Here is a 20,380-nt window from a genome sequence, read left to right on the forward strand (position 1 = left end):
TCACATTTAGACTTACAACGAAGACCTGCTGTGAAAGTTCACCCAACGGAGGCCGTCATGACCGTTTCGCCACTTAGTGGAACCCGTTCAGCTATAGACACGATCGAATCGAACGATCCCGAATTCCGCGAGATTGTGGAAAATCCACCGCGGCTTAAAGGCAAAGTTCTCAAGTACTCGTTAGGCAGGGCGCTTCGTGAATTCACGCGAGACGGCTGCTTGGACATGGCAGCGGGCCTTACGTACCGCGCTGTCTTTGCAATCTTCCCTGGCCTCTTGGCCTTGGTCTCTCTCCTTGGCGTGATCGGTCAGGCTGAAACCACCACCCAGTTCATGGTGGATCTCATCAACCAAATGGGTTCCAAGGAAATGGCAAAGACCCTCGAACAGCCCATCATGCAGCTCGCATCCTCGAGCGGAGCTGGACTTGGTCTCTTGATTGGTGTGCTCGGCGGCATTTGGACGGCCTCAAACTACGTGGTGGCCTTCAGCAAGTCTCTCAACACCATCTTTGAGGTAGACGAGGGTCGCCCCATCTGGTCCTTGCGTGCTGTTACCTACACCGTCACTCTCGTGATTGTGTTGCTCGCTGTCTTGGCCATTGCACTTCTCATCCTGTCAGGCCCGGTAGCTACCGGCTTGGGTGCTGTGATTGGGCTTGGACCGCAGGCCCTAGCGGTGTGGAACATCGCCAAGTGGCCGTTGCTTGTCCTGATTGCGATCTTCATGATCTCCACGCTGTATTACTGGACGCCGAACGCTCGTCAGTCCAAGTACCGCATTCTTTCTTTCGGCGCTTTCATCGCCTTGTTGGTGATTGGTCTGGCGACGTTGGGCTTCTCCGTGTACCTCGCCAACTTCAGCAACTACAACGCGACGTACGGCTCCATTGGTGGCGTGATCGTCTTCCTGCTGTGGCTGTGGATCATGAACGCCGTGTTGCTCTTTGGTGCTGAAGTCGACGCCGAGCTCGAGCGCGGCCGCCAGCTACAGTCCGGAATCGACGCCGAAGATACCCTCAAGCTTCCGGTGCGTGGTTTCAAGGCAACCTTGAAGAAGGAAGAAAAGTACATCAAGGATGTGCAGGAGGCGCAGGATTTGCGCCACGAGTACAACCCGGAAAAGCACAAGGATCCCGAAGCCGAAAGCGAGAAGCGGATGTGGACCGTGCTGGCCGGCGGCTTGGCCGTTTTCCTCGGAGTGGGGCTGGTTCGCAAGATCCGCGGCGACGGACCGCTTTTTGACAACGTTGACGGCGAAGACGCCAAGTCTTAGCGGATTTTGATACGGTTCACCCCATGAGCTGCATCATGATCATCAACGGGCCCAACCTGAACCTTCTCGGCAAGCGCGAGCCTGAAATCTACGGCACCACCACGCTGGCCGAGATCGAACAGGCCTGCCAAGAGATCGCGGACAAGAACCAGGTCACTCTCGAGTTCCTACAGTCCAACCACGAGGGCGTGATCATCGATTGGATCCACGAAGCGCGCGATCGTTGTGACGCACTACTGATCAACCCGGGCGCCTTCACCCACACCTCGGTGGCCATTCGGGACGCACTGTCGGCGTTCAACGGCCCCAAGGTGGAATGCCACCTCTCCAACGTGCACGCTCGCGAGGAGTTCCGCCACCATTCCTACATCTCTCCCGTGGTCAACTCGATCATCATCGGGGCCGGCTGGCGTGGCTACACCATGGGTCTGAATTACTTGATGGATTCACTGGCAGACGCGAAGTAGTTAGCTCTTTCGCTGATTTAAGCGCTGATTAAACGCAGAAAGCGGCACCTTGAGTGTGAAAACTCAGGTGCCGCTTTCTGCGTTTCTGGAGCTCTAGAACGTCCGGCCCGGACGTTGACGCCCCCGACTAAGGCTTTAGGCGTCCGGGAAGATCTTGCCGATCGGCTCGCGCTTCTCAGCCTGGAACGTGTCCTCAGCTCGCCCGTAAGCCCAGTACGCGGACAAGGACATCATGCGACGATCGATCCCGCGATCATCTGCCAAATAGCGGCGCAACGACTTGATCATTTCGCGCTCACCGTGGGCGAAGACCTGCACCAGACCGGATCGCCACGGGTACTTCATGACCTCGGCGGCGAGCTTGGTGGTGGTCGACGTGAACTCTGCTTTGCGGTGCACCCAGCGGATTTCCACGGCAGACGGCTTAGCTAGCTCAATTTCATCCTCGGCGTCCTGCACTTCGATGAAGGCAACGCCCTCCGCGTTCGAAGGCATGGCTTCCAGCGCGGTTGCGATCGCCGGCAGCGCAGATTCATCGCCGGCGAGTAGGTGCCAATCGACGCTTTCTTCAGGCTTGTAGTTACCGCCGGGGCCGTTGAAACAGACGACGTCGCCTGGTTGCGCTTGCGCTGCCCACGGCCCGGCCAGTCCGTCCTCACCATGGACAACGAAGTCGACGTCGATGGTTCCGTTCTGGTGATCCACTTTTCGCACGGTGTACGTACGACGCACAGGAACTGCTTCTGGCCCGTGATCGCGGCGGATGGCGTCGATGTCATACGGCGGCGTGAGTCCCAGAGACGGGTCTGCGAAGAGGAGCTTGATGTACTTGTCTGTCACGGGACGATCCGTGAAATCTTTGAAACCTTCCCCACCGAAGGTCAGCCGGACCATATGTGGGTTGATCCGTTGAGTGGCTACCACTTCCATGGCAACCTGCGGACGGGGCGCGCGTGGCGCGGTATCGGGTGTTGGTTGGGTCATGAGGACTTCCTTTCACCGAAGACGGGAGGACCGGAGAATCTCTCCATCCTCCGTTTCTCGTCACTGCTAATCCGCAAAAGCCGCTGCGTCTCAGTTGAGAAGAAGGCCAGCGTAGTGCTGGCCTTGATGCACAGCGTGTTTTCTACGGGATCAAAAAATTCGTAACACACGTCAAAGCTTGCGGCCTTGATATTAGCGATCCATACTTCCACGCGTACCGGGACGTTGCGGTACTCCAAGGGTGACAAGTACCGCACCCGGTGGTCCACTACCAGCACTTGCGTGCTCGGGGAAACATCGTTCAGGAAGGTAGCCGGAGCCGGAACGCCTTCGCGTCCAGTCCCTCCGGGAACTCCCAGCGCGTGCACTCGTGCCTCTTCCATGAGGCGCACGCTATTGACGTTGTTGATGTGACCATACGCATCCATGTCTCCCCAGCGCATGGGGACGTCCACCACAATTCGAGCCATGAACTCTCCTAGCTTGCCCCGCGCCTCACGCGGGTTGACCTCTTAAAGCGAGCTTGCGTCGTCGTGCGCGCTCACTTGACTGTCCGCCTGTGCCGCAGGAAGCAAACCGAGCTTCTCAAGCTTCGCAGCGATTTTCGCGCCGTCTGGCTCATAGATCCACGGCGTTCCCGGCGTGGATCCCATCATTTCTTCCGAACGACCACCGGCGAGCACGGCTTCAGACGGCGTGAGCTGTCGAATGACAATGGCCCGCACGTGATCCGGGTAGCGGCGCGCAAACTCGGCGTAAATCTCCGGGTCATGCTGCCCATCATCGCCAATCAACAACCATTTGACGTCCGGGAACTCGTCCGCGAGGCGCCGCAACTGATTAACCTTGTGTTGCATTCCCGAACGGAACCAGCGGCCCTCAGTTGGCCCCCAGTCTGTCAACAAGAGCGGCCCCTTGGGGTAGAGATTGCGCTTGAGGAAGCGCTGCAACGTCTGCGCTACGTTCCAAGCGCCGGTGGACAAGTAGATCACTGGGGCGTGGACGTTGTGCTGGACCAGACGCTCGAGCATCACGGCCATGCCGGGGGTTGGAACGCGCGCGTGCTCATCCAGCACGAAGGAGTTCCAGGCCGCCAACAGCGGACGTGGCAGCGCGGTCACCACCACGGTATCGTCAATATCGGAGACGATGCCAAAGGTTTGCTCTTGGTCCACCACGTACACATGCGCGTGGGATGGTTCGCCGCCATCAGCCAATAGCTCGATGGTGTGCCAGCCGGCCGGAAGCTTCGCGCGGATCCGAATATCCACCACGCCGCCACGGTCTGCGTCTACATAGAATTCGCTGCCCGCCACTCGGACGCGTACCTCGGCGTAGGGAACAGGCGCGGACGTAAAGTTACGCCAGCCTCGGACGCCATCCGTGACAACGTTCGGCAACGGGAGCCCATTCTCGAAGGCTTCTTCACGCGCCATCACCACTCGAGCCATCACGCGGACCCACGAATCGGATAAACCGTACCCGCGGAATGCAAAAACGGTTTGCACCCAACCGCGTTCTTCGGCACGGCGCAAACGGAACGCATGCCAGCCGTCTTCGAGCTTGATTGCCGGGTTGTCCCAGAAATCTGACTTCTTCAACAATGCCATGGTGACAGTGTTTCATGACGTGCGTGGCTTTTCTGATTTCCCGGCAACGAATGCGTCATGCAGTTCGGGCTCATGACGGGCTGTGACCGGCTTATGAACGAATTATTCGGCGCACCCTTTACGTCTTCTACAAGGCGTACAAGAATGAACTCATGATGTTCGAACACGCCGATGGCGCCCCTGTCCTTCACCTCACCGAAGACCAGTCATGGCAATTGCTGGACAAGACTAAGCACGGCCGCATTGCCCTCTATGCCGGAGTGGAGGTGGACATTTTCCCGGTCAATTTCTCCACGACTGATCGCGTGATCTACGTCCGCACTGCGCCGGGTTCTAAGCTCGCCGAGCTGACCATCAACCCGAAGGTCGCGTTCGAAGCTGACGGCATCTTGAGTGACGAAGCGTGGTCCGTGATTGTTCACGGCACCGCCAAGAACCTTGAGACCGAAGCTGAAATCGCCACCGCCCGAGAGTCCGGCGTGACCCCCTGGGTTCCCACCACGAAGGAATCGTGGGTCAGCATCACGCCGACAGCCGTTACGGGTCGTCACTTCGTTTTCGGTAAGCAGCCCGAGCTCGACGACGAAATCTAGCCTTCGCCATCAGGCACGTGAAGGCATCACAGCTACTCTGGAACTATGGCTGTGGACCCTCATTCTTCATCTGAAACCATCTCTTCGACCGCTCTTCGCGCTACGGCGGTCGAAGCAGCGCTTGCGGCCGGACCTGCGCTACGAGCAGCATTCCGTGGTGGTGTGAGCGCGCGCGAGAAGAGCAATGCTCACGATCTCGTGACGGACGTGGATGTGGCTACCGAACGCACTCTTGCGGACATCTTGCGGACGGCCTACCCGGAGTCCACGTTTTGGGGCGAAGAATCCACGCAGGGCGCGCGCCCCACTGAGTCGGGGAACGCATCCGAAAAGAGCGCGCTCGAATGGATCGTGGATCCCATTGACGGCACCTCCAACTTCGTTCACGGCGTAGCCCTGTTCTCGATTTCGGTCGCCGCCACTCTCAACCAGCAACTCGTAGCGGGCGTGGTCTATGACCCCATCGCCGACCTACTGTTTTCCGCCGATGAACACGGCGCCTATCTCAACGGGGAACCGTTGCCCTCCCGCGCACAGACTCCACGCGCCGACGCGGCACCCGCGCAAGGCAGCGGCGTCGTACTGGAACCGCGCAGCGAGCGCTCCTTAAGCCTCTTTACGGACTACCCGTCGGCCGAGACGATCGCCGAGGACGGGATGCTCGCTCTGGAAGCCTTTGGGGATTTGGTGACCACGTACGCCACCGTGCGCCGTCCCGTGAGTACCGCGCAGTCGCTGGTGCATTTAGCGGCGGGCTGGTCCGATGTCTGGTTTGGGTTCGGACTAAAGGCGTGGGACGTTGCCGCGGGCGCGTTCATCATTCAGCAGGCCGGCGGGCGCTTCGAAGCCATCCGGCCTGCGGATTCTTCCCAGTACGACGACGCACACCCGCTCACAGCCCCGGCCCACTACGCGCTGGGGCCCGGCGTGGAGTCCGAGACCGCGCGTGCGTGGGTTGCCCGCATCCTGGAACAGCGGCGGTAATAGGCTTCGTTCCCGTTTCAGGTGTCTTAGAGACTGGCCGCCGAACGGCCCGCAATCATCCCGCTGAACAAGCAACCGCCCAAGAAGGTGCCTTCGAGGGAGCGGTAGCCGTGCAGGCCGCCGCCGCCAAAACCGGAGGCCTCTCCGGCGGCGAAGAGACCCGTGATGGGGGTGCCGTCGTGGCGCAGCACGCGCCCGTCAAGATCGGTTTCGAGGCCGCCCAAGGTTTTGCGCGTGAGAATGTGCAAGCGAACGGCTATCAGCGGGCCCGCTTCCGGAGCCACGAGGCGACCCGGCGGAACCGTGCGGATCAGCTTGTCCCCCGCATAGCTTCGCGCCGCACGCACGGCGTCAATTTGGGCGTCGGTGCCGGTTTCACCCACGCCCGCGTCTCGAGCCGCGACTGTCTGAACGAGTTGCTCGGCGTCGATGAGCCCCTCGCCGGTGAGTTGGTTCATTTCATCAGCAAGTTCCCGGACCGAATCCGCCATGACAAAGTCCGCCCCGCGGTACACGAACACCCGGACCGGATCCGGCATCTCGGCGCGAGCGCGCCGCAACACGTCACGGATGGATTTATCCGTAAGGTCCGGGTTCTGTTCAGAGCCGGAGAGCGCGAACTCTTTACCGATGATGTCTTTATTGAGGATGAACCATGAGTAGTCGTGTCCCGTGCCCCTCAAGCGGGTGAGCGTTCCGAGGGTGTCGAAACCGGGCCAGAGCCGGTCCGGCAAGCGGTTGCCCTGAGCATCAAGCCACAAGGAGCTGGGGCCGGGCAGAATGCGGATGCCGTGCTTCGGCCAGACCGGATCCCAGTTTTCGATGCCTTCCGTGTAATGCCACATCCGGTCACGGTTGATCACGCGGCCGCCCGCGTTTTCCACTGCCTCGATTCCGGAGCCGTCGACGTAGGCTGGAACGCCCGTCAGGAAGTGCTCGGGCGCGGATCCGAGCCGTTCCGGCCACGCGGCGCGGACTTTGTCAGGGTTGCCGCCGATGCCACCGGTGGCAATGACCACGCGCGGTGCGGTCAGTCTGAAAGATCCCACGACGTCGCGCGATGATACTTCGCCACGTTCGGCGCTATCGGGAGCCAGAATGTCGCCGGAGACTCCTGTGACTGCGCTAGTGGCGTCGTCGTAATCAATATTCTGCAAGCGGTGCCTCCAGCCGAACCGCACCTGACCGGTGGAGGCGGCGCGCAACACGCGTTCAATGAACGGCTTCAGCAGGCCGGGCCCGGTCCCCCACGTGATGTGGAAGCGCGGAACTGAGTTGCCGATGCCGCCGGTCTCGCCGCGTTCGGCCCACCCCACCACGGGGAACAGCGAAACGCCGCGATCTCGCAGCCACGCACGCTTCTCGCCGCCCGCCCACTCCACGTATTTCTCGGCCCACAAACGCGGCCAATAATCCTCGGGACGGTCAAACCCTGCGGTCAAACCCCAGTCCTGCTTCGCGAGTTCCAGAGAGTCTTTGACGCCGAAGCGCCGCTGTTCGGGCGAATCCACCAGGAACAGCCCACCGAAACTCCACCAGGCCTGGCCACCCAAGTTATTGGGGCCTTCCTGATCCAGGATTAAAACGGAACGGCCGGCCTCCACCGCTTCACAAGCAGCGACAAGACCGGCCAATCCCACTCCGACCACAATCACGTCAGCGCTAGAAGGGTGTGATGACAAGTTGGCATGGTGCTCAGTGGCAGTCATGCCCCCAGCCTATGCGTTCCCAGATTCCATTTCAGCTAGCTCGTCGAGGTGGGTTGGCGCGAACATCTTCAGCAGTGTTTCCACCACGACGACGTTAGGCCCCTCCCCCGCGAACGCTTCAGTAAGCGCTTGACCCACGTTCTCTGGCGCCACCTTTTGGGCGGGCACCCCGAAGGATTCTGCGAGCGCTACGAAATCCGGGCGGGCGAGTTCGGTGGCGGTCGCCTTGCCGAAGGCGCCTTCCATGTATTCGCGCAGGATTCCGTAGCCGCCGTCGTCCACAATCAACCACGTGACGGGCACGTTGTGCTGTTTAGCGGTGGCGAGTTCGGAGATCGAGTACATCGAGGAGCCGTCACCGGCCACAGCGAGGACGCGTTGCGGCGTGTCATCGCCGTCTGCATCCCGGTTCTCGTACACGGCCAAGCCCATGGCCCCGCCGATAGCGCTCGGGAACCCGAAGCCGAGCCCGCCCGCACCCTGAGCGGAGTGGAATTCGCCCGAGCGAGCGTCCCAGCAGTTCCAGGCCCAGTACGCTGCGATGGTCATGTCCCAGAAGGTGTGCATGTTATCCGGGACGGCCGCGCGGATGTCCGCCATGAACTGGCGTTCTTTCGCGAGGTCTTGAGCGTCGAAGCGTGCCGTGACCTTCGCGAGGACGCGCTTGACGGCCTCGGCCGGCGTGACGTTCCCAGTCTCGGCGCCAAAGAGGGAAGCCCAATCGCGCGTGATCACGGATTCACCGGAAGTGGCATCTTGTCCCGCGTTCGTGAGGGCATCAGATAAGTACTCAAGGGCTACCTTAGCGTCGGCGCGAATACCGAGGGCGGGAACGTTGGATTCCAGCACGCGGGGTTCGGCGTCGATCTGAATGAGGCGACCGCGCGGAGCGAGCGTGAAGTAGTTGGAGGACACTTCGCCGAGCGACGATCCCACCACAATGAGAACGTCGGCTTCTTCGAGCACCTCGGTGGTGTACCGGTCTTCGATCCACGCTTGTAAAGAGAGCGGGTGCTCCCACGGGAACGCACCGTTTCCGCCGGGCGTGCAGATCACGGGAGCGTCGAGCTTTTCGGCGACCGCAAGCAGCGCGTCCTTGCCGCCCGCTCGGCGCACGCCGCCACCGGCCACGATCGCCGGACGCTTCGCTTCGGAGAGCCAACGCACGGCCTCATCCACAAGCTCAAGGCGTGGAGGGTGCTCGTATGCTTCGGCGAGCGCGTCATCCACGGGAGGGACAAACACTTCGGCCAACAGAACGTCTTGAGGAACTTCAATCCACACGGGACCTTGCGGCACCGTGATGGCGTCAGCCCACGCGTCCTGAATTGCCGACGGAATACCGGAAGCGTGGTGCACGGTGCGCTGGGACTTGGTGACGTTCGCGGCAGAGGCCTTCTGGTCATCAAGCTGGTGCAACATGCCCTTGCGGCGAGCGCCCAAACCGGACAGTGGGATCTGCGACGCCACCACCACCATGGGAACCGAGGTTGCGTACGCTTCCTGCAGGCCGGCCAAGGACGTCAACGCGCCTGGACCCGTGGACAGGAACAGCACGCCCACTTCTCCTGTAGCGCGCGAGTAACCGTCGGCTGCGAAGGCCGCGTTGTTTTCTACGCGGGAGGAGACGAAGTGCAGGTCTGAGCGCGAGAGCGCGTCGAACAAGCCCAGCGCGTGCTGTCCGGGAATGCCGAATACGGTCTTGGCGCCGAGCGCCTCGAGGGTCTCGACAACGAGGTCACCGCCATTACGGCGCGCAACGGACGTGTCAGTAACTGTGGTCATCGTGGGTGAGCTCCGTCGTCGTTCTGGGCAGGCGTTATTCAGCGGAAGTACCGGAAGCGGACTCGGCCGCAACCCGCGCCTGATCCGCGAACAGCGAGATCAGGTCATAAGCAACGTGAGAGCCGGCCACGCCGGTGATCTCAGCATGATCGTACGCCGGTGCCACCTCAACGAGGTCCGCGCCCACCAGGTTCATACCGCGCAGGCCGCGGATGATCTCGAGCAGCTCGCGCGAGGTGATGCCGCCGGCCTCAGGCGTTCCGGTGCCGGGAGCGTGGGCGGGATCGAGCACGTCGATATCGATGGAAATGTAGAGCGGACGGTTGCCGATGCGCTGGCGCAACTTGTCCACGACCTCGGCCACGCCTTGGTAGTAGACGTCCGAGCTGGTGATGATGCCGAAGCCGAAGCGGCGGTCATCTTCGAGGTCGCGCTTGCCGTAGAGCGGTCCGCGCGTTCCGACGTGAGAGATGGCTTCCGTGTCCAGGATGCCTTCCTCGACCGCGCGACGGAACGGGGTGCCGTGAGTGTATTCGGCGCCGAAGTAGGTGTCCCACGTGTCCAGGTGAGCGTCAAAGTGAAGCATCGCCACCGGTTCGCCCGCGCGTTCGCTCGCGGCACGCAGCAGCGGCAGCGCGATGGTGTGGTCGCCACCGAGGGTCAAGAGCTTGGAGCCGTCGGCGGTGAGATCCAGCGCGTTCTGCTGAATGGTTTCGATGGCCTCGTTGATGTTGAACGGGTTCACTGCCATGTCGCCGGCGTCGGCAACCTGAATGTGTTCGAACGGGCTGAGGTCAACGGCAGGGTTGTAGGGGCGGATCAGGCGCGAGGATTCGCGGATGTGGTTGGCGCCGAAGCGCGCGCCGGGGCGGTAGGAGACGCCGGTGTCAAAGGGGACGCCCACGATCTTGAGGTCCGCTTGCTCTACTTGATCCAGTCGTGGCAAGCGCGCGTAGGTGGCGGCGCCGGCGTAGCGAGGGATTTCAGCGGCGTTGATGGGTCCAAGCTTGCCGTTCGCTTCGATGCGAATTTCCTTCATCGATGATTCCCGTACCTTTCGCGGAAGTTGCCTGTAATGAAACAACAGTTTCTTATGATGCTATTTTCTGATGTGACCTAGGTCAAGTCTCCAGCACTGAGCTGAGACTTGCTAGTACCGGCGATCTAGTACGACGGCGCAGCTCGGCCCGAGTGGGCGGCCGCAGGGACCAGGGTCCACAAGACCACGGCGCGCTCGCCGGAGGGGTTGCGCCACGAGTGCGGCTCGCGACCGGGGTAGGTCACGGTGTCGCCGGCGCTGAGTTCGATGGTGTCGCGGGAGAAACGGATGACGAACTCGCCTTCCACGACGTGCAGGACTTCGACTTCACAGTCCACACTGTAAAGCTCCGCTTCGCCCTCACCATACGGCTCGATATCGGCGCGAATCACCTGAACGCGCCGTTCCCCATGGCCGGTCAGGAGGCGCTCGTCAATGCCTTGGCCGCCGAGGTTGATCTTGCGGGCTTCGCTGCGTCGGACCACCTTGAGTGGCGGCTCCTCAAACAGGGATCCCACGTCAATGGAGAGCGCTTTGCACAGATTCAGGAGCGTTGCCACGGACGGCGAGGTGAGATCCCGCTCGACGCGTGAGAGGAAGCCTTTCGTGAGTCCCGTAGCTTCCGCCACTTGGTCCATGGTGAGCCTGCTCTGCTTGCGCGCGGCGCGCAATCGCGCACCAATGGCAAGGGATTCACTCCCCGCCTCGAGCTCAATTGCCTTCATGAATGCCTCTCCACTACTTCGCGTCTGCACACCGTGTTGCACTTATGACTACCATCACATTAGCCTGTGAGGCAATAGATGTTTCCTGCTAGTCAATATTTGAGGTGTCCATGGAATGGATCAATATCGCGATCGTGGTGTTCTACCTGGTCGCAATGCTCGCCTTCGGATTCTGGGGTAAGAGCCGCACGAAGAACAGCTCGGACTACCTCGTAGCCGGCCGCCGCTTGGGCCCGTTCTTGTACACGGGAACTATGGCGGCCGTGGTCTTGGGTGGCGCATCCACCGTGGGTGGCGTGGGACTTGGCTATAAGTGGGGGCTTTCCGGAGCCTGGCTGGTCATCGCCATTGGCGTGGGCGTCATTCTCTTGAGCTTGGCCTTCGCGCCAGCCCTCCAGCGCTTGAAGATCTTCACGGTCTCCCAGATGCTGACGCTTCGTTACGGATCCCGCAACGCCACCCAGATGAGTGCCGTTGTGATGCTCGCGTACACCGTGATGCTGTGCGCTACCTCCACTTCCGCATACGCCACCATCTTCGTGGTGCTGTTCGGTTGGGATCGCTGGCTCGCCATTCTGGTGGGCGGCATCATTGTGGTGATTTACTCGACCATCGGCGGCATGTGGTCCATCACCTTGGCCGATCAGGTTCAGTTCATCATCAAGACCGTTGGCGTCTTCTTCCTCATGCTTCCCTTCGTGCTCAACGCAGCTGGCGGCTGGAGCGGACTGCAGGATCGCCTTGAGAGCGACTTCTTCACGTGGGACTTCATTGGCCTACCTTCGATCATCACGTACTTCGTGGTCTACACCTTGGGCCTTCTCATTGGTCAGGACATTTGGCAGCGCGTCTTCACCGCCAAGACTCCGTCCGTCGCCCGTTGGGGCGGAGCCACCGCCGGCATCTACTGCGTGCTTTACGGCATTGCGGGAGCGATCATCGGCATGGCTGCACGCGTAGCTCTACCCACGATTGACGTTGCAAACCTTGGCAAGGACGTTGTGTACGCAGAGGTCGCCATGAACATCCTGCCGATCGCCCTCGGCGGCATTGTGCTGGCCGCAGCTGTAGCCGCAATGATGTCCACCGCTTCCGGCGCGCTCATCGCAGCAGCAACGGTAGCCCGCACGGACGTCACGCCTTTCGTAGCGAGCTGGTTCGGCAAGACCATCACGGTCAACTCGGAAGAGAACCCGGAGCACGACATCAAGGCCAACCGCTGGTGGGTCTTTGCTTTGGGCTTGCTCGCCATCTTGCTGGCAATCTCCGTGAGCGACGTAGTAGCTGCGCTCACCATTGCCTACGACATTCTGGTGGGTGGCCTGCTGGTCGCCATTCTGGGTGGCCTCTTGTGGAAGCGCGGCAACGGCACCGGTGCTGCACTGTCCATGGTGGTGGGAACCGTGGTGACGTTGACCACCATGATCATCCTGGAAATCAATGCGGCCGCACCGTTTGATGGCATCTACGCCAACGAACCGATCTACTACGGCTTGATCTCCTCGGCAGTGGTCTACGTCGCGGCTTCGCTGGTCACGCGACCTACCTCCCCTGAGGTTCGCAAGAACTGGGAAGAACGCCTTGCGGGCCATGCCGAGCACGAAGGTGTCACCACCTCCGCACTGTAGCTCTGGCGACGGGTGCGATTGAGGGTGGGCTATACTCTTCGACTGAAGGGGAGTAGTTCCATCCTCAATCCGCCCCCACCATAAGGCGCTTTGAGGTAGCGGAAATGTCGACATACTGGCCGATTCCATTGTGAGAATTGACCCGGCATTCCACCTCTCGCTTAACACCCGTCATGGTGTTGCGTGAGGCGAGCGAGACCTTCGGCCCGCGTTCAAGCAGCGCGAGTGCCGAAGTTTCGCGTACCTTTCAACGTGTTACCTCGTCACTTCGCTCTTGAGTCAACATCGAGCACGAGGAACACTCACCCATGACAACCATTCCTCCCGCAGACCAGCCGTTGCTGGATAGGGAGCCCAGCAAGGCTGATATCCGCCGCTGGCAACAGTATCTAGCGGACGAACGGGCCGAAGGCGCCATCTACCGAGAACTGGCTAACCGCCGAGACGGCGAAGAGCGCACCATTCTGTTGGGACTTGCCGAGGCTGAAAAGCGTCACGAAATGCACTGGCTCAGCCTGCTAGGTGACCACGCCAACGATCGCCGACGCCCTAGCGCTCGCCGCATTCTTCTTCGTTTCCTGGCCCGCCACTTTGGCTCCGTCTTTGTCCTTGCCCTCGCGCAACGCTCCGAAGGCAATTCCCCCTACGCGGCAGACCAAGACGCTACGCGCACCATGGCCGCTGATGAGCTCATTCACGAAGAAGTTATCCGAGGCTTAGCTATTCGCGGCCGCAACCGTATGTCCGGCAACTTCCGCGCCGCAGTCTTCGGCGCCAACGACGGCCTGGTCTCCAACCTCGCGTTGGTTCTAGGTATTGGCGCCACCGGCGTAGCGAACTCCGTTGTCCTGTTCACGGGCATCGCGGGACTCTTGGCTGGTGCACTCTCCATGGGCGCTGGCGAGTTCGTCTCCGTTCGTTCCCAGCGCGAATTGCTGTCAGCTTCCAAGCCCACCCAGATCACCCTGTCCGCAGCCCCTGAGCTTGATATCAATGCCAACGAGCTGGTGCTGGTGTACCGGGCCCGTGGCATGTCCAAGGAAGATGCCGAACACCGCGCCGCCGAGCGTTTGGGCTACTTCGCGTGCGACTGCAACCCGACGTTCTCTCTTCAGCCGGAACTGCAAGAAGAGGACGAGGACGAGTTCGAAACCACCGGTTCAGCGTGGGGCGCCGCCGGTTCCAGCTTCTTGTTCTTCGCGTCCGGCGCTGTGATCCCCATCCTCCCGTACCTCTTCGGCATGGGTGGCACGCCCGCCATCATCACCTCCACGATCCTTGTGGGCATCGCACTGTTGATGACCGGTGGCATCGTGGGACTCCTCTCCGGGGCTTCACCGCTCAAGCGCGGCATCCGCCAGCTGGCGATCGGCCTCGGAGCCGCAGCCGTGACCTACGTGTTGGGCCTGCTGTTCGGAACTTCCGTGGCGTAGCGTCAGCCTTTTTGAGAGCTAGCCTCTGCATCGTGAGCGCGGTCATTCAATCGGATGACCGCGCTCACGGCGTCTTCCACCGAATCCACCAATTCAACGAGCGGCTCCATGGAGCGCTCTCGAGACAGTGACTGCAAGAGCTGCCACGCGGGCAATTGCTCCGTCCAATACTTCTTGCCCACCAGCACCATGGGCGCTACGTTCGCCACAGACCCGTAGTAGTTCTCACACGCGTCTTGGAAGATCTCCTGCACCGTGCCCGCAGCTCCCGGCATGAACACCACTCCCCCACGCGTCCGATCCAACAAGACAGCCTCCCGGACCGAGTTCGCGAAGTACTTCGCGATGTCCGTGGCAAAGAGATTCGGCGGCTCGTGCCCGTAAAACCACGTCGGAATGCCAATCGAACGCACACCGTTCGGGAATTCCTCCAGCACCTCCCACGCCGCCCGCGCCCATACGGAAACTGAGGGCCTAAAGGAGGGCGCACCTGCGAGAGTGTCCAGCGCGCGCTGAGCTGCGTCGTCGTCCTCCCGAGAAAGGTACGCACCCAGGTTGGAGGCCTCCATCGCGCCCGGGCCGCCGCCGGTAGCCACGGTGAATCCGGCCTGCGCCAACAGCCGCCCCATGCGCGCGGTCTGCGCGTAGACGTCGCTGCCGCGCTCGGCGCCGTGCCCGCCCATGATTCCCACGATCTTCCGCGGATCCCACCGCTTGAGCGTCTGATTCAGCGCGGTTCCGATCGAATAATCGTGCAGAGCGGCCGCAAGCGTCGCATCCAAGCTCGCCGTGCTCGGCGCCAAAGATGTGTGCGCCCACGCGTAAATTTGCGCATCCGGAACCTGCTCGTACGGCGTTTCCTGCACGCCCGCGAACAATTCGCGCGGGGAATACAGCTCCCCGCGATACGCATCAAACGGGACGCCCGGGAGAATCGGGAAAATCAGGGCGCCGCGAGCGCGCAACCACGGCTCCAGTCCGGACGGCAGCGTGCACCCCAAAAACACCGCGCCCGACGGCTTGAGCAGCTTCACTTGCGGGCCGCGCGCGCTCACATCCACGGACTGCACGTGCCAGCCGGCCATGGAGCCGCCGCCGGGCTTGCCCTGCTCGGCCGCCCGCAACGCAATTGCTACGCGCCGATCAAAGTCCTCGAGGGAATCAATATCCACGGTCCTTGGCAACGGGTGCGCAATGGTGAGTTGATTCATAGTGCCAGCATACGATTGGCGCCAAACCGGTACAGAAACGTCATCCTGTGTCCACAGCACATGAACCGAGTTTGAAGAACCGCGTAAAGGTGAAACGATCAAAGGATGAATGCTGAGTCTTACCCCCTCGTGGATGCCCGAAGAATCCTCAAGGTTGTGGGTGGACCAACGTTCGCGCGCGGCAAGCAATACTCCATGGAGCACCGCGTTGACTCCATCACCTTCACGGATAACATCCTCCAGGCCACGGTCCAAGGTTCAGCGAAGAACCCGTACCGCACCACCGTCAAACTCAAGGGTGCGCCGGAGGATCTCGATATTGAGGCGAACTCTTGCTCGTGCCCCGTGGGTTTTGATTGCAAGCACGTTGCCGCGGCGCTGATTGAATCCAATACGCGCCACCTGCAAAAGCGCAACGAACTGCAGTTGGTGCAGTCCCGCGAAGAGCCGTCCTGGCAAGAGGGCTTCGAACGCATGCTGGGCATTACGTTCCAGAACTCCACGCAGCGCACGGATCCGGAGGCCATTCAGCCACTCGCATTGCAGTTTGAGCTCGTGGATGCGCAGGCCGTGAACTATTCGGGGTGGATGCCGCGCAGCACCAGTCAGCCTTCGCGCAGCCGCTACCGCCTAGCCGTCCGCCCCATGGTCAAGAACGGCGCCGGCAAATGGGTGCGCTCCAACCTGCGCTGGAACACCATTTCTTTCAAGACGTACGGGCTCACCCTGGATGAGGAACAGCACCGCTGGTTCTGCCAGTTCGTGCCGCTCTACCGCGCCAACGGGCAGCTGTACTTCGGCAATGACAACGACTGGATCTTCCTCGACGAGTTCTCCTCGCCACTCTTCTGGCCGCTCTTGCACGAGGCCTCCTCGCTGGGCATCGAGCTCATCACCAGCTCGAACGATGTTGTGGTGGAGATGGGGCCGCGCGCTCGCGTTGAGGTGGGCATTTCCCAGGACGACGACGCAGGCTTGCGTCTTGCTCCCGCGCTTCACTTCGATGGGGTTGAGGAGCCGCTAGTGCTCACGGATGACCGTGCCGTGGGCAGCATCGGAACGTTCGGCGTGTACTTCGAGGATCCCGAGCATCACCGCATTGTGCTCAGCCCGGTTCATGGGCGTCTCAACGCCTCCGAGCTCGCGTTGGTGCGTCAGCCTGACGAGCTGCGAATTCCGTCCGAAGCCACCCAGGAGTTCTTGGGAACCGGTTACCCGCGGATGCGCCGACGCGTGCGCGTTCAACCGCTGGATGCTTCCATTGAGCTGCCGGAGATCGCCCCGCCGGTGTTCATTGTGGGCGTGACCTTCTTAGGTGAAGACGCCACCGCGTTGGACTGGTGGTTTGAGTACAACAACGTGCATGCCTCCAAGGTGCCGGATGATCTGCGCGATCCCGAGGTGGAGCAGGACATCAAGGCGCAGGTGCGGTTGCTGCTTGCGGATTCTCCGTCGGTACTTGAGAGCTTCGACGCTCTCGCGCCAAAGACCCTCGAGGGCTTGGACACGGTTGATTTTGTGCGGCGCGTTTTGCCGAAGCTCGAAGCTTTCGAGGGCGTGCGCGTCACGTTCAAGGGCACCCGACCGCAATACCGCGAACTCACGGAAGCTCCAGAGTTCGCCGTCAACGTGGTGGAAACCGAACGCCGCGACTGGTTTGACCTTGGCTTGCTCATCAAGCTGGGCGATCGCGAAATTCCGCTCGCCGACATCCTGCGCGCGCTCAGCCGCGGTCAGACCCGGCTGTTGATGTCTGACAAGACCTACTTCAGCCTTGAGCACCCGCTCTTTGACAAGCTCAAGGAGCTCGTCGCCGAAGCTCGCAGCCTGCAGGACAAGCCGAACGAACTCAAGATCACGCGGTACCAAGCGTCCTTGTGGGACGAACTCGACGAGCTTGCCACTCAGTCCGAGGCACCAGATTCTTGGAACGCTCACGTCTCAGGGCTACTTGCGCTGTCCGAGAGCGACGAGATCGAGGTTCCTGCAAACCTTAACGCCGAGCTTCGCCCGTACCAGCGCGAAGGCTTCAATTGGCTCGCGAGCCTCTGGAACGGCGGACTGGGCGGCGTTCTGGCCGATGACATGGGCCTCGGTAAGACCGTTCAGGCTCTCGCGCTGATCCTGCACGCTCACGCGTCCATGAAGGACAAGAAGCTTCCGTTCCTTGTAGTGGCTCCTACCTCGGTGGTCCCCAACTGGGAGGCCGAAGCCAAACGCTTCGCCCCAGACCTGAAGGTGGCCACCATCATGGACACCCGCGCGAAATCCAAAGAATCCATTGCGGATATCGCGGCAGCGAACGACGTCGTCGTCACCTCCTACACCCTCTTCCGACTGGATGCGCCTTCCTACCAAGCCGTGGAATGGGGCGCGCTGCTGTTGGACGAAGCGCAGTTCGTCAAGAACAAGGCCACCAAGGCCCACCACGCAGCCCGCGATCTGAACGCTCACATGAAGCTCGCGATCACCGGTACGCCGATGGAAAACAACCTCATGGAGCTGTGGGCGTTGCTCACGCTGACCTCCCCTGGACTGTTCCCGTCTGCCGTGAAGTTCAACGAGAATTACGCGCGACCCATCGCGAACTCGGGCGATCAGAAGAGCCTGGAACGCTTGCGCAAACGCGTGCGCCCGTTCATGCTGCGCCGCACCAAAGAAGCGGTGGTCAGCGACCTTCCGCCGAAGCAGGAACAGGTTCTGCACGTCGAACTCGCGCCGAAGCACCGCAAGCTCTATGACACGCACTTGCAGCGTGAGCGCCAGAAGATCTTGCGCCTCGTTGAGGACATGGACCGCAACCGCTTCACCATTTTCCAGTCCCTCACGGTGCTGCGCATGATGGCGTTGGATGCTGCGCTCATTGATCAGGAGTACGAGGGCGTGCCGTCCGCCAAGCTAGATCTTTTGCTGGAGCAGCTCGAGGAAATCGTCCAGGACGGCCACCGCGCGCTGATCTTCAGCCAGTTCACGTCCTTCCTGCACCGCGCGGAGGATCGCATCAAGGCGGCCGGCATCGAGTACGCCTACCTTGATGGCAGCACGCGAAACCGTGGCGAGGTCATCAACTCATTCAAGGAGGGTGGCGCACCGGTGTTCCTCATCAGCCTCAAGGCTGGTGGATTCGGCTTGAACCTCACGGAAGCCGACTACGTCTTCCTCCTGGATCCGTGGTGGAACCCTGCTGCCGAAGAGCAGGCAGTGGACCGTACTCACCGCATCGGTCAGCTGCGTTCGGTGATGGTCTATCGCATGGTCGCCCAGGACACCATCGAGGAGAAGGTGGTTGCTCTGCAGGACGCGAAGCGCGAACTCATCTCCTCGGTGATGGACGGCGGGGACGGCTTCGCGTCGCGCCTCACAGCCGACGACATCCGTCAGCTACTCGCCGAGTAGTCCTCGGCTACCCGTAGTCCCCGCGCTCCCCCTATGCGCGGCCCGGTTCATCCCCAGTGCTCCGCAGAGTTCATACCTGGCCTAGTTCACCTCGTGCGCGGCGCTAACCCTATGCGCGGCCAAAATTCAGCAACTTTTTCGAGTTTTCTTGTCGAGAATCGTCCGCATATAGGGGCGGGTTGTAGCGAAGTGACCTCGCATGGCGGGAGGTTGTATAGAACTGGCCTCACATGAGGGGTCGGTGGACGCGGTTCGTAGCGATTGTTGCGTGGCCACTGGGCGCTCACCCGGACCGACCGCAACATTTCCTACGTTTCGCCAATACGACGACGCCCGGCCCGGTCCGTTCGTAGCTAGCGTTGCAAAAACGGCGCGATTTTCGATACGAGTCCGCAACACCAGCTACATCTAGTCAGTACGACGACGCTGGGCCCGGTCCGAAAGTAGCTAAAGTTGCGCGGCGGCTGGGGAAGAACCCGCGAGATGACGGCTCAAGTGCGCCCAGAACGCATAGAGCCCGTCTCGCCGAAGTGATTCGACGAGACGGGCTCTATGAATGAGAAGCGGGATCCCGCAACTCAGTGGCTAGAAACTTGGCCCAGGAGAACCCGGGCCAAGAAGAACTAGGCCTGGTAGATTTCGCGCAACAACTTGGCGGTCTCGGAAGGCGTCTTGCCAACCTTTACGCCTGCTGCCTCGAGAGCTTCCTTCTTGGCCTGTGCCGTTCCAGCGGAGCCGGAGACGATGGCGCCGGCGTGGCCCATGGTCTTGCCCTCTGGTGCGGTGAAGCCTGCAACGTAGCCAACCACTGGCTTCGTGACGTTGTTCTTGATGAACTCTGCAGCGCGCTCTTCAGCGTCGCCACCGATTTCACCGATCATCACGATTGCCTTGGTCTCTGGGTCAGCTTCGAAAGCGGCCAGAGCGTCAATGTGGGTGGTGCCGATGACTGGGTCGCCACCGATACCGATCGCGGTGGAGAAGCCCAGGTCGCGAAGTTCGTACATCATCTGGTAGGTCAAGGTGCCGGACTTGGAAACAAGTCCAACGCCACCCTTGCCGGTGATGTTCGCTGGGGTGATGCCCACGAGGGACTCACCTGGGGTGATGATGCCTGGGCAGTTAGGGCCGATGATGCGGGTCTTCGGCGTGCCATCTTCCTTGACGTTCTGCTGGGAGAGCGCAAAGAATTCGGCGGAGTCCTGTACAGGAACGCCTTCGGTGATGACTACCAGCAAGCCGATTTCGGCGTCGATAGCCTCAACGGCTGCGTCCTTGGTGAACTGTGGTGGAACGAAGGCGATGGACACGTCAGCGCCGGTCTCAGCCATTGCTTCCTTGACGGTTCCGTAAACCTTGATTTCCTTGTCACCGTGGGTGACGGTGGTGCCAGCCTTGCGAGCGTTTACGCCGCCCACAATGTTGGTGCCTGCTGCGAGCATGCGGGCGGTGTGCTTTGCACCTTCGCTACCGGTGATGCCCTGAACGATGACTTTGGAGTCCTTGTTGATGAAAATAGCCATGATCTGTCTCCTACAGTC

Annotated in this window: 16 protein-coding genes; 7 read left to right on the forward strand and 9 right to left on the reverse strand. The window is 61.1% G+C overall.

The window, feature by feature from the left end; genetic code table 11:
* The first annotated feature begins 57 nt into the window (after positions 1-57).
* Together HD598_RS04740 and aroQ are read left to right on the forward strand one after the other, a co-directional pair.
* Positions 58-1,275 (forward strand): YihY/virulence factor BrkB family protein, encoded by a 1,218-nt coding sequence (locus tag HD598_RS04740; protein ID WP_157103232.1) that lies wholly within the window; start codon positions 58-60, stop codon positions 1,273-1,275.
* A 23-nt stretch (positions 1,276-1,298) separates the two neighbouring features.
* On the forward strand, positions 1,299-1,742 hold the full coding sequence (gene aroQ, locus HD598_RS04745) for a type II 3-dehydroquinate dehydratase (protein ID WP_183664180.1): 444 nt from the start codon (positions 1,299-1,301) through the stop codon (positions 1,740-1,742).
* Between the two features lie 135 nt (positions 1,743-1,877).
* On the opposite strand, the gene HD598_RS04750 is transcribed toward aroQ, so the two are convergent.
* The 3 genes from HD598_RS04750 to HD598_RS04760 are packed head-to-tail and all read right to left on the reverse strand — an operon-like array spanning position 1,878 to position 4,336.
* Entirely contained in the window at positions 1,878-2,726 is an 849-nt protein-coding gene (locus HD598_RS04750; protein WP_183664182.1) for a siderophore-interacting protein, read from the reverse strand.
* The gene (locus HD598_RS04755; protein ID WP_071894063.1) at positions 2,723-3,196 is read right to left on the reverse strand and encodes an acyl-CoA thioesterase; all 474 of its coding nucleotides are present in this window, start codon (positions 3,194-3,196) and stop codon (positions 2,723-2,725) included. Before HD598_RS04755 ends, HD598_RS04750 begins: the two co-directional genes overlap by 4 nt.
* Positions 3,197-3,238: 42 nt before the next feature.
* On the reverse strand, positions 3,239-4,336 hold the full coding sequence (locus HD598_RS04760) for an App1 family protein (RefSeq protein WP_071894064.1): 1,098 nt from the start codon (positions 4,334-4,336) through the stop codon (positions 3,239-3,241).
* Positions 4,337-4,488: 152 nt separating this feature from the next.
* Between HD598_RS04760 and HD598_RS04765 the strand changes: the two genes are divergently transcribed.
* The gene (locus tag HD598_RS04765) at positions 4,489-4,929 is read left to right on the forward strand and encodes a pyridoxamine 5'-phosphate oxidase family protein (protein ID WP_071894065.1); all 441 of its coding nucleotides are present in this window, start codon (positions 4,489-4,491) and stop codon (positions 4,927-4,929) included.
* A gap of 45 nt (positions 4,930-4,974) precedes the next feature.
* Complete coding sequence (locus HD598_RS04770; RefSeq protein ID WP_183664184.1) at positions 4,975-5,913, forward strand: inositol monophosphatase family protein; 939 nt, start codon at positions 4,975-4,977, stop codon at positions 5,911-5,913.
* Positions 5,914-5,939: 26 nt separating this feature from the next.
* On the opposite strand, the gene HD598_RS04775 is transcribed toward HD598_RS04770, so the two are convergent.
* The 4 genes from HD598_RS04775 to HD598_RS04790 all read right to left on the reverse strand — a co-directional run bounded on the left by HD598_RS04775 (position 5,940) and on the right by HD598_RS04790 (position 11,171).
* A complete protein-coding gene (locus tag HD598_RS04775; RefSeq protein WP_183664186.1) occupies positions 5,940-7,622 on the reverse strand; it encodes an FAD-binding dehydrogenase in 1,683 nt (560 codons plus the stop codon).
* A gap of 9 nt (positions 7,623-7,631) precedes the next feature.
* A complete protein-coding gene (locus HD598_RS04780) occupies positions 7,632-9,407 on the reverse strand; it encodes a thiamine pyrophosphate-binding protein (protein ID WP_183664188.1) in 1,776 nt (591 codons plus the stop codon).
* Between the two features lie 34 nt (positions 9,408-9,441).
* Positions 9,442-10,446 (reverse strand): agmatinase, encoded by a 1,005-nt coding sequence (gene speB / locus HD598_RS04785; protein WP_071894068.1) that lies wholly within the window; start codon positions 10,444-10,446, stop codon positions 9,442-9,444.
* A 125-nt stretch (positions 10,447-10,571) separates the two neighbouring features.
* Positions 10,572-11,171, reverse strand: coding sequence for a helix-turn-helix domain-containing protein (locus HD598_RS04790; RefSeq protein WP_071894069.1), 600 nt, complete (start codon positions 11,169-11,171; stop codon positions 10,572-10,574).
* Between the two features lie 110 nt (positions 11,172-11,281).
* On the opposite strand from HD598_RS04790, the gene HD598_RS04795 reads away from it, so the two are divergent.
* Entirely contained in the window at positions 11,282-12,799 is a 1,518-nt protein-coding gene (locus tag HD598_RS04795; RefSeq protein WP_183664190.1) for a sodium:solute symporter family protein, read from the forward strand.
* A gap of 308 nt (positions 12,800-13,107) precedes the next feature.
* Positions 13,108-14,232 (forward strand): VIT1/CCC1 transporter family protein, encoded by a 1,125-nt coding sequence (locus HD598_RS04800; protein WP_183664192.1) that lies wholly within the window; start codon positions 13,108-13,110, stop codon positions 14,230-14,232.
* 2 nt (positions 14,233-14,234) lie between these two features.
* Here HD598_RS04800 and HD598_RS04805 read toward each other — a convergent pair whose 3' ends face one another.
* Positions 14,235-15,443, reverse strand: coding sequence for an LOG family protein (locus tag HD598_RS04805; RefSeq protein ID WP_183664194.1), 1,209 nt, complete (start codon positions 15,441-15,443; stop codon positions 14,235-14,237).
* A 105-nt stretch (positions 15,444-15,548) separates the two neighbouring features.
* Between HD598_RS04805 and HD598_RS04810 the strand changes: the two genes are divergently transcribed.
* Entirely contained in the window at positions 15,549-18,839 is a 3,291-nt protein-coding gene (locus HD598_RS04810) for a DEAD/DEAH box helicase (protein ID WP_183664196.1), read from the forward strand.
* A gap of 623 nt (positions 18,840-19,462) precedes the next feature.
* On the opposite strand, the gene sucD is transcribed toward HD598_RS04810, so the two are convergent.
* Positions 19,463-20,362 carry a succinate--CoA ligase subunit alpha gene (gene sucD / locus HD598_RS04815; protein WP_071894074.1) on the reverse strand — a complete coding sequence of 300 codons (900 nt, stop codon included), beginning with the start codon at positions 20,360-20,362 and terminating at the stop codon, positions 19,463-19,465.
* Positions 20,363-20,380: the final 18 nt, after the last annotated feature.

Origin of the sequence: Neomicrococcus aestuarii (assembly GCF_014201135.1) — a bacterium.
Lineage (GTDB): Bacteria > Actinomycetota > Actinomycetes > Actinomycetales > Micrococcaceae > Neomicrococcus > Neomicrococcus aestuarii.

Bases quoted from the DNA above. Each gene is read 5' to 3' on its own strand.
- HD598_RS04740 (WP_157103232.1), top strand. From the start codon at position 58: ATGACCGTTTCGCCACTTAGTGGAACCCGTTCAGCTATAGACACGATC.
- aroQ (WP_183664180.1), top strand. From the start codon at position 1,299: ATGAGCTGCATCATGATCATCAACGGGCCCAACCTGAACCTTCTCGGC.
- HD598_RS04750 (WP_183664182.1), bottom strand. From the start codon at position 2,726: ATGACCCAACCAACACCCGATACCGCGCCACGCGCGCCCCGTCCGCAG.
- HD598_RS04755 (WP_071894063.1), bottom strand. From the start codon at position 3,196: ATGGCTCGAATTGTGGTGGACGTCCCCATGCGCTGGGGAGACATGGAT.
- HD598_RS04760 (WP_071894064.1), bottom strand. From the start codon at position 4,336: ATGGCATTGTTGAAGAAGTCAGATTTCTGGGACAACCCGGCAATCAAG.
- HD598_RS04765 (WP_071894065.1), top strand. From the start codon at position 4,489: ATGATGTTCGAACACGCCGATGGCGCCCCTGTCCTTCACCTCACCGAA.
- HD598_RS04770 (WP_183664184.1), top strand. From the start codon at position 4,975: ATGGCTGTGGACCCTCATTCTTCATCTGAAACCATCTCTTCGACCGCT.
- HD598_RS04775 (WP_183664186.1), bottom strand. From the start codon at position 7,622: ATGACTGCCACTGAGCACCATGCCAACTTGTCATCACACCCTTCTAGC.
- HD598_RS04780 (WP_183664188.1), bottom strand. From the start codon at position 9,407: ATGACCACAGTTACTGACACGTCCGTTGCGCGCCGTAATGGCGGTGAC.
- speB (WP_071894068.1), bottom strand. From the start codon at position 10,446: ATGAAGGAAATTCGCATCGAAGCGAACGGCAAGCTTGGACCCATCAAC.
- HD598_RS04790 (WP_071894069.1), bottom strand. From the start codon at position 11,171: ATGAAGGCAATTGAGCTCGAGGCGGGGAGTGAATCCCTTGCCATTGGT.
- HD598_RS04795 (WP_183664190.1), top strand. From the start codon at position 11,282: ATGGAATGGATCAATATCGCGATCGTGGTGTTCTACCTGGTCGCAATG.
- HD598_RS04800 (WP_183664192.1), top strand. From the start codon at position 13,108: ATGACAACCATTCCTCCCGCAGACCAGCCGTTGCTGGATAGGGAGCCC.
- HD598_RS04805 (WP_183664194.1), bottom strand. From the start codon at position 15,443: ATGAATCAACTCACCATTGCGCACCCGTTGCCAAGGACCGTGGATATT.
- HD598_RS04810 (WP_183664196.1), top strand. From the start codon at position 15,549: ATGAATGCTGAGTCTTACCCCCTCGTGGATGCCCGAAGAATCCTCAAG.
- sucD (WP_071894074.1), bottom strand. From the start codon at position 20,362: ATGGCTATTTTCATCAACAAGGACTCCAAAGTCATCGTTCAGGGCATC.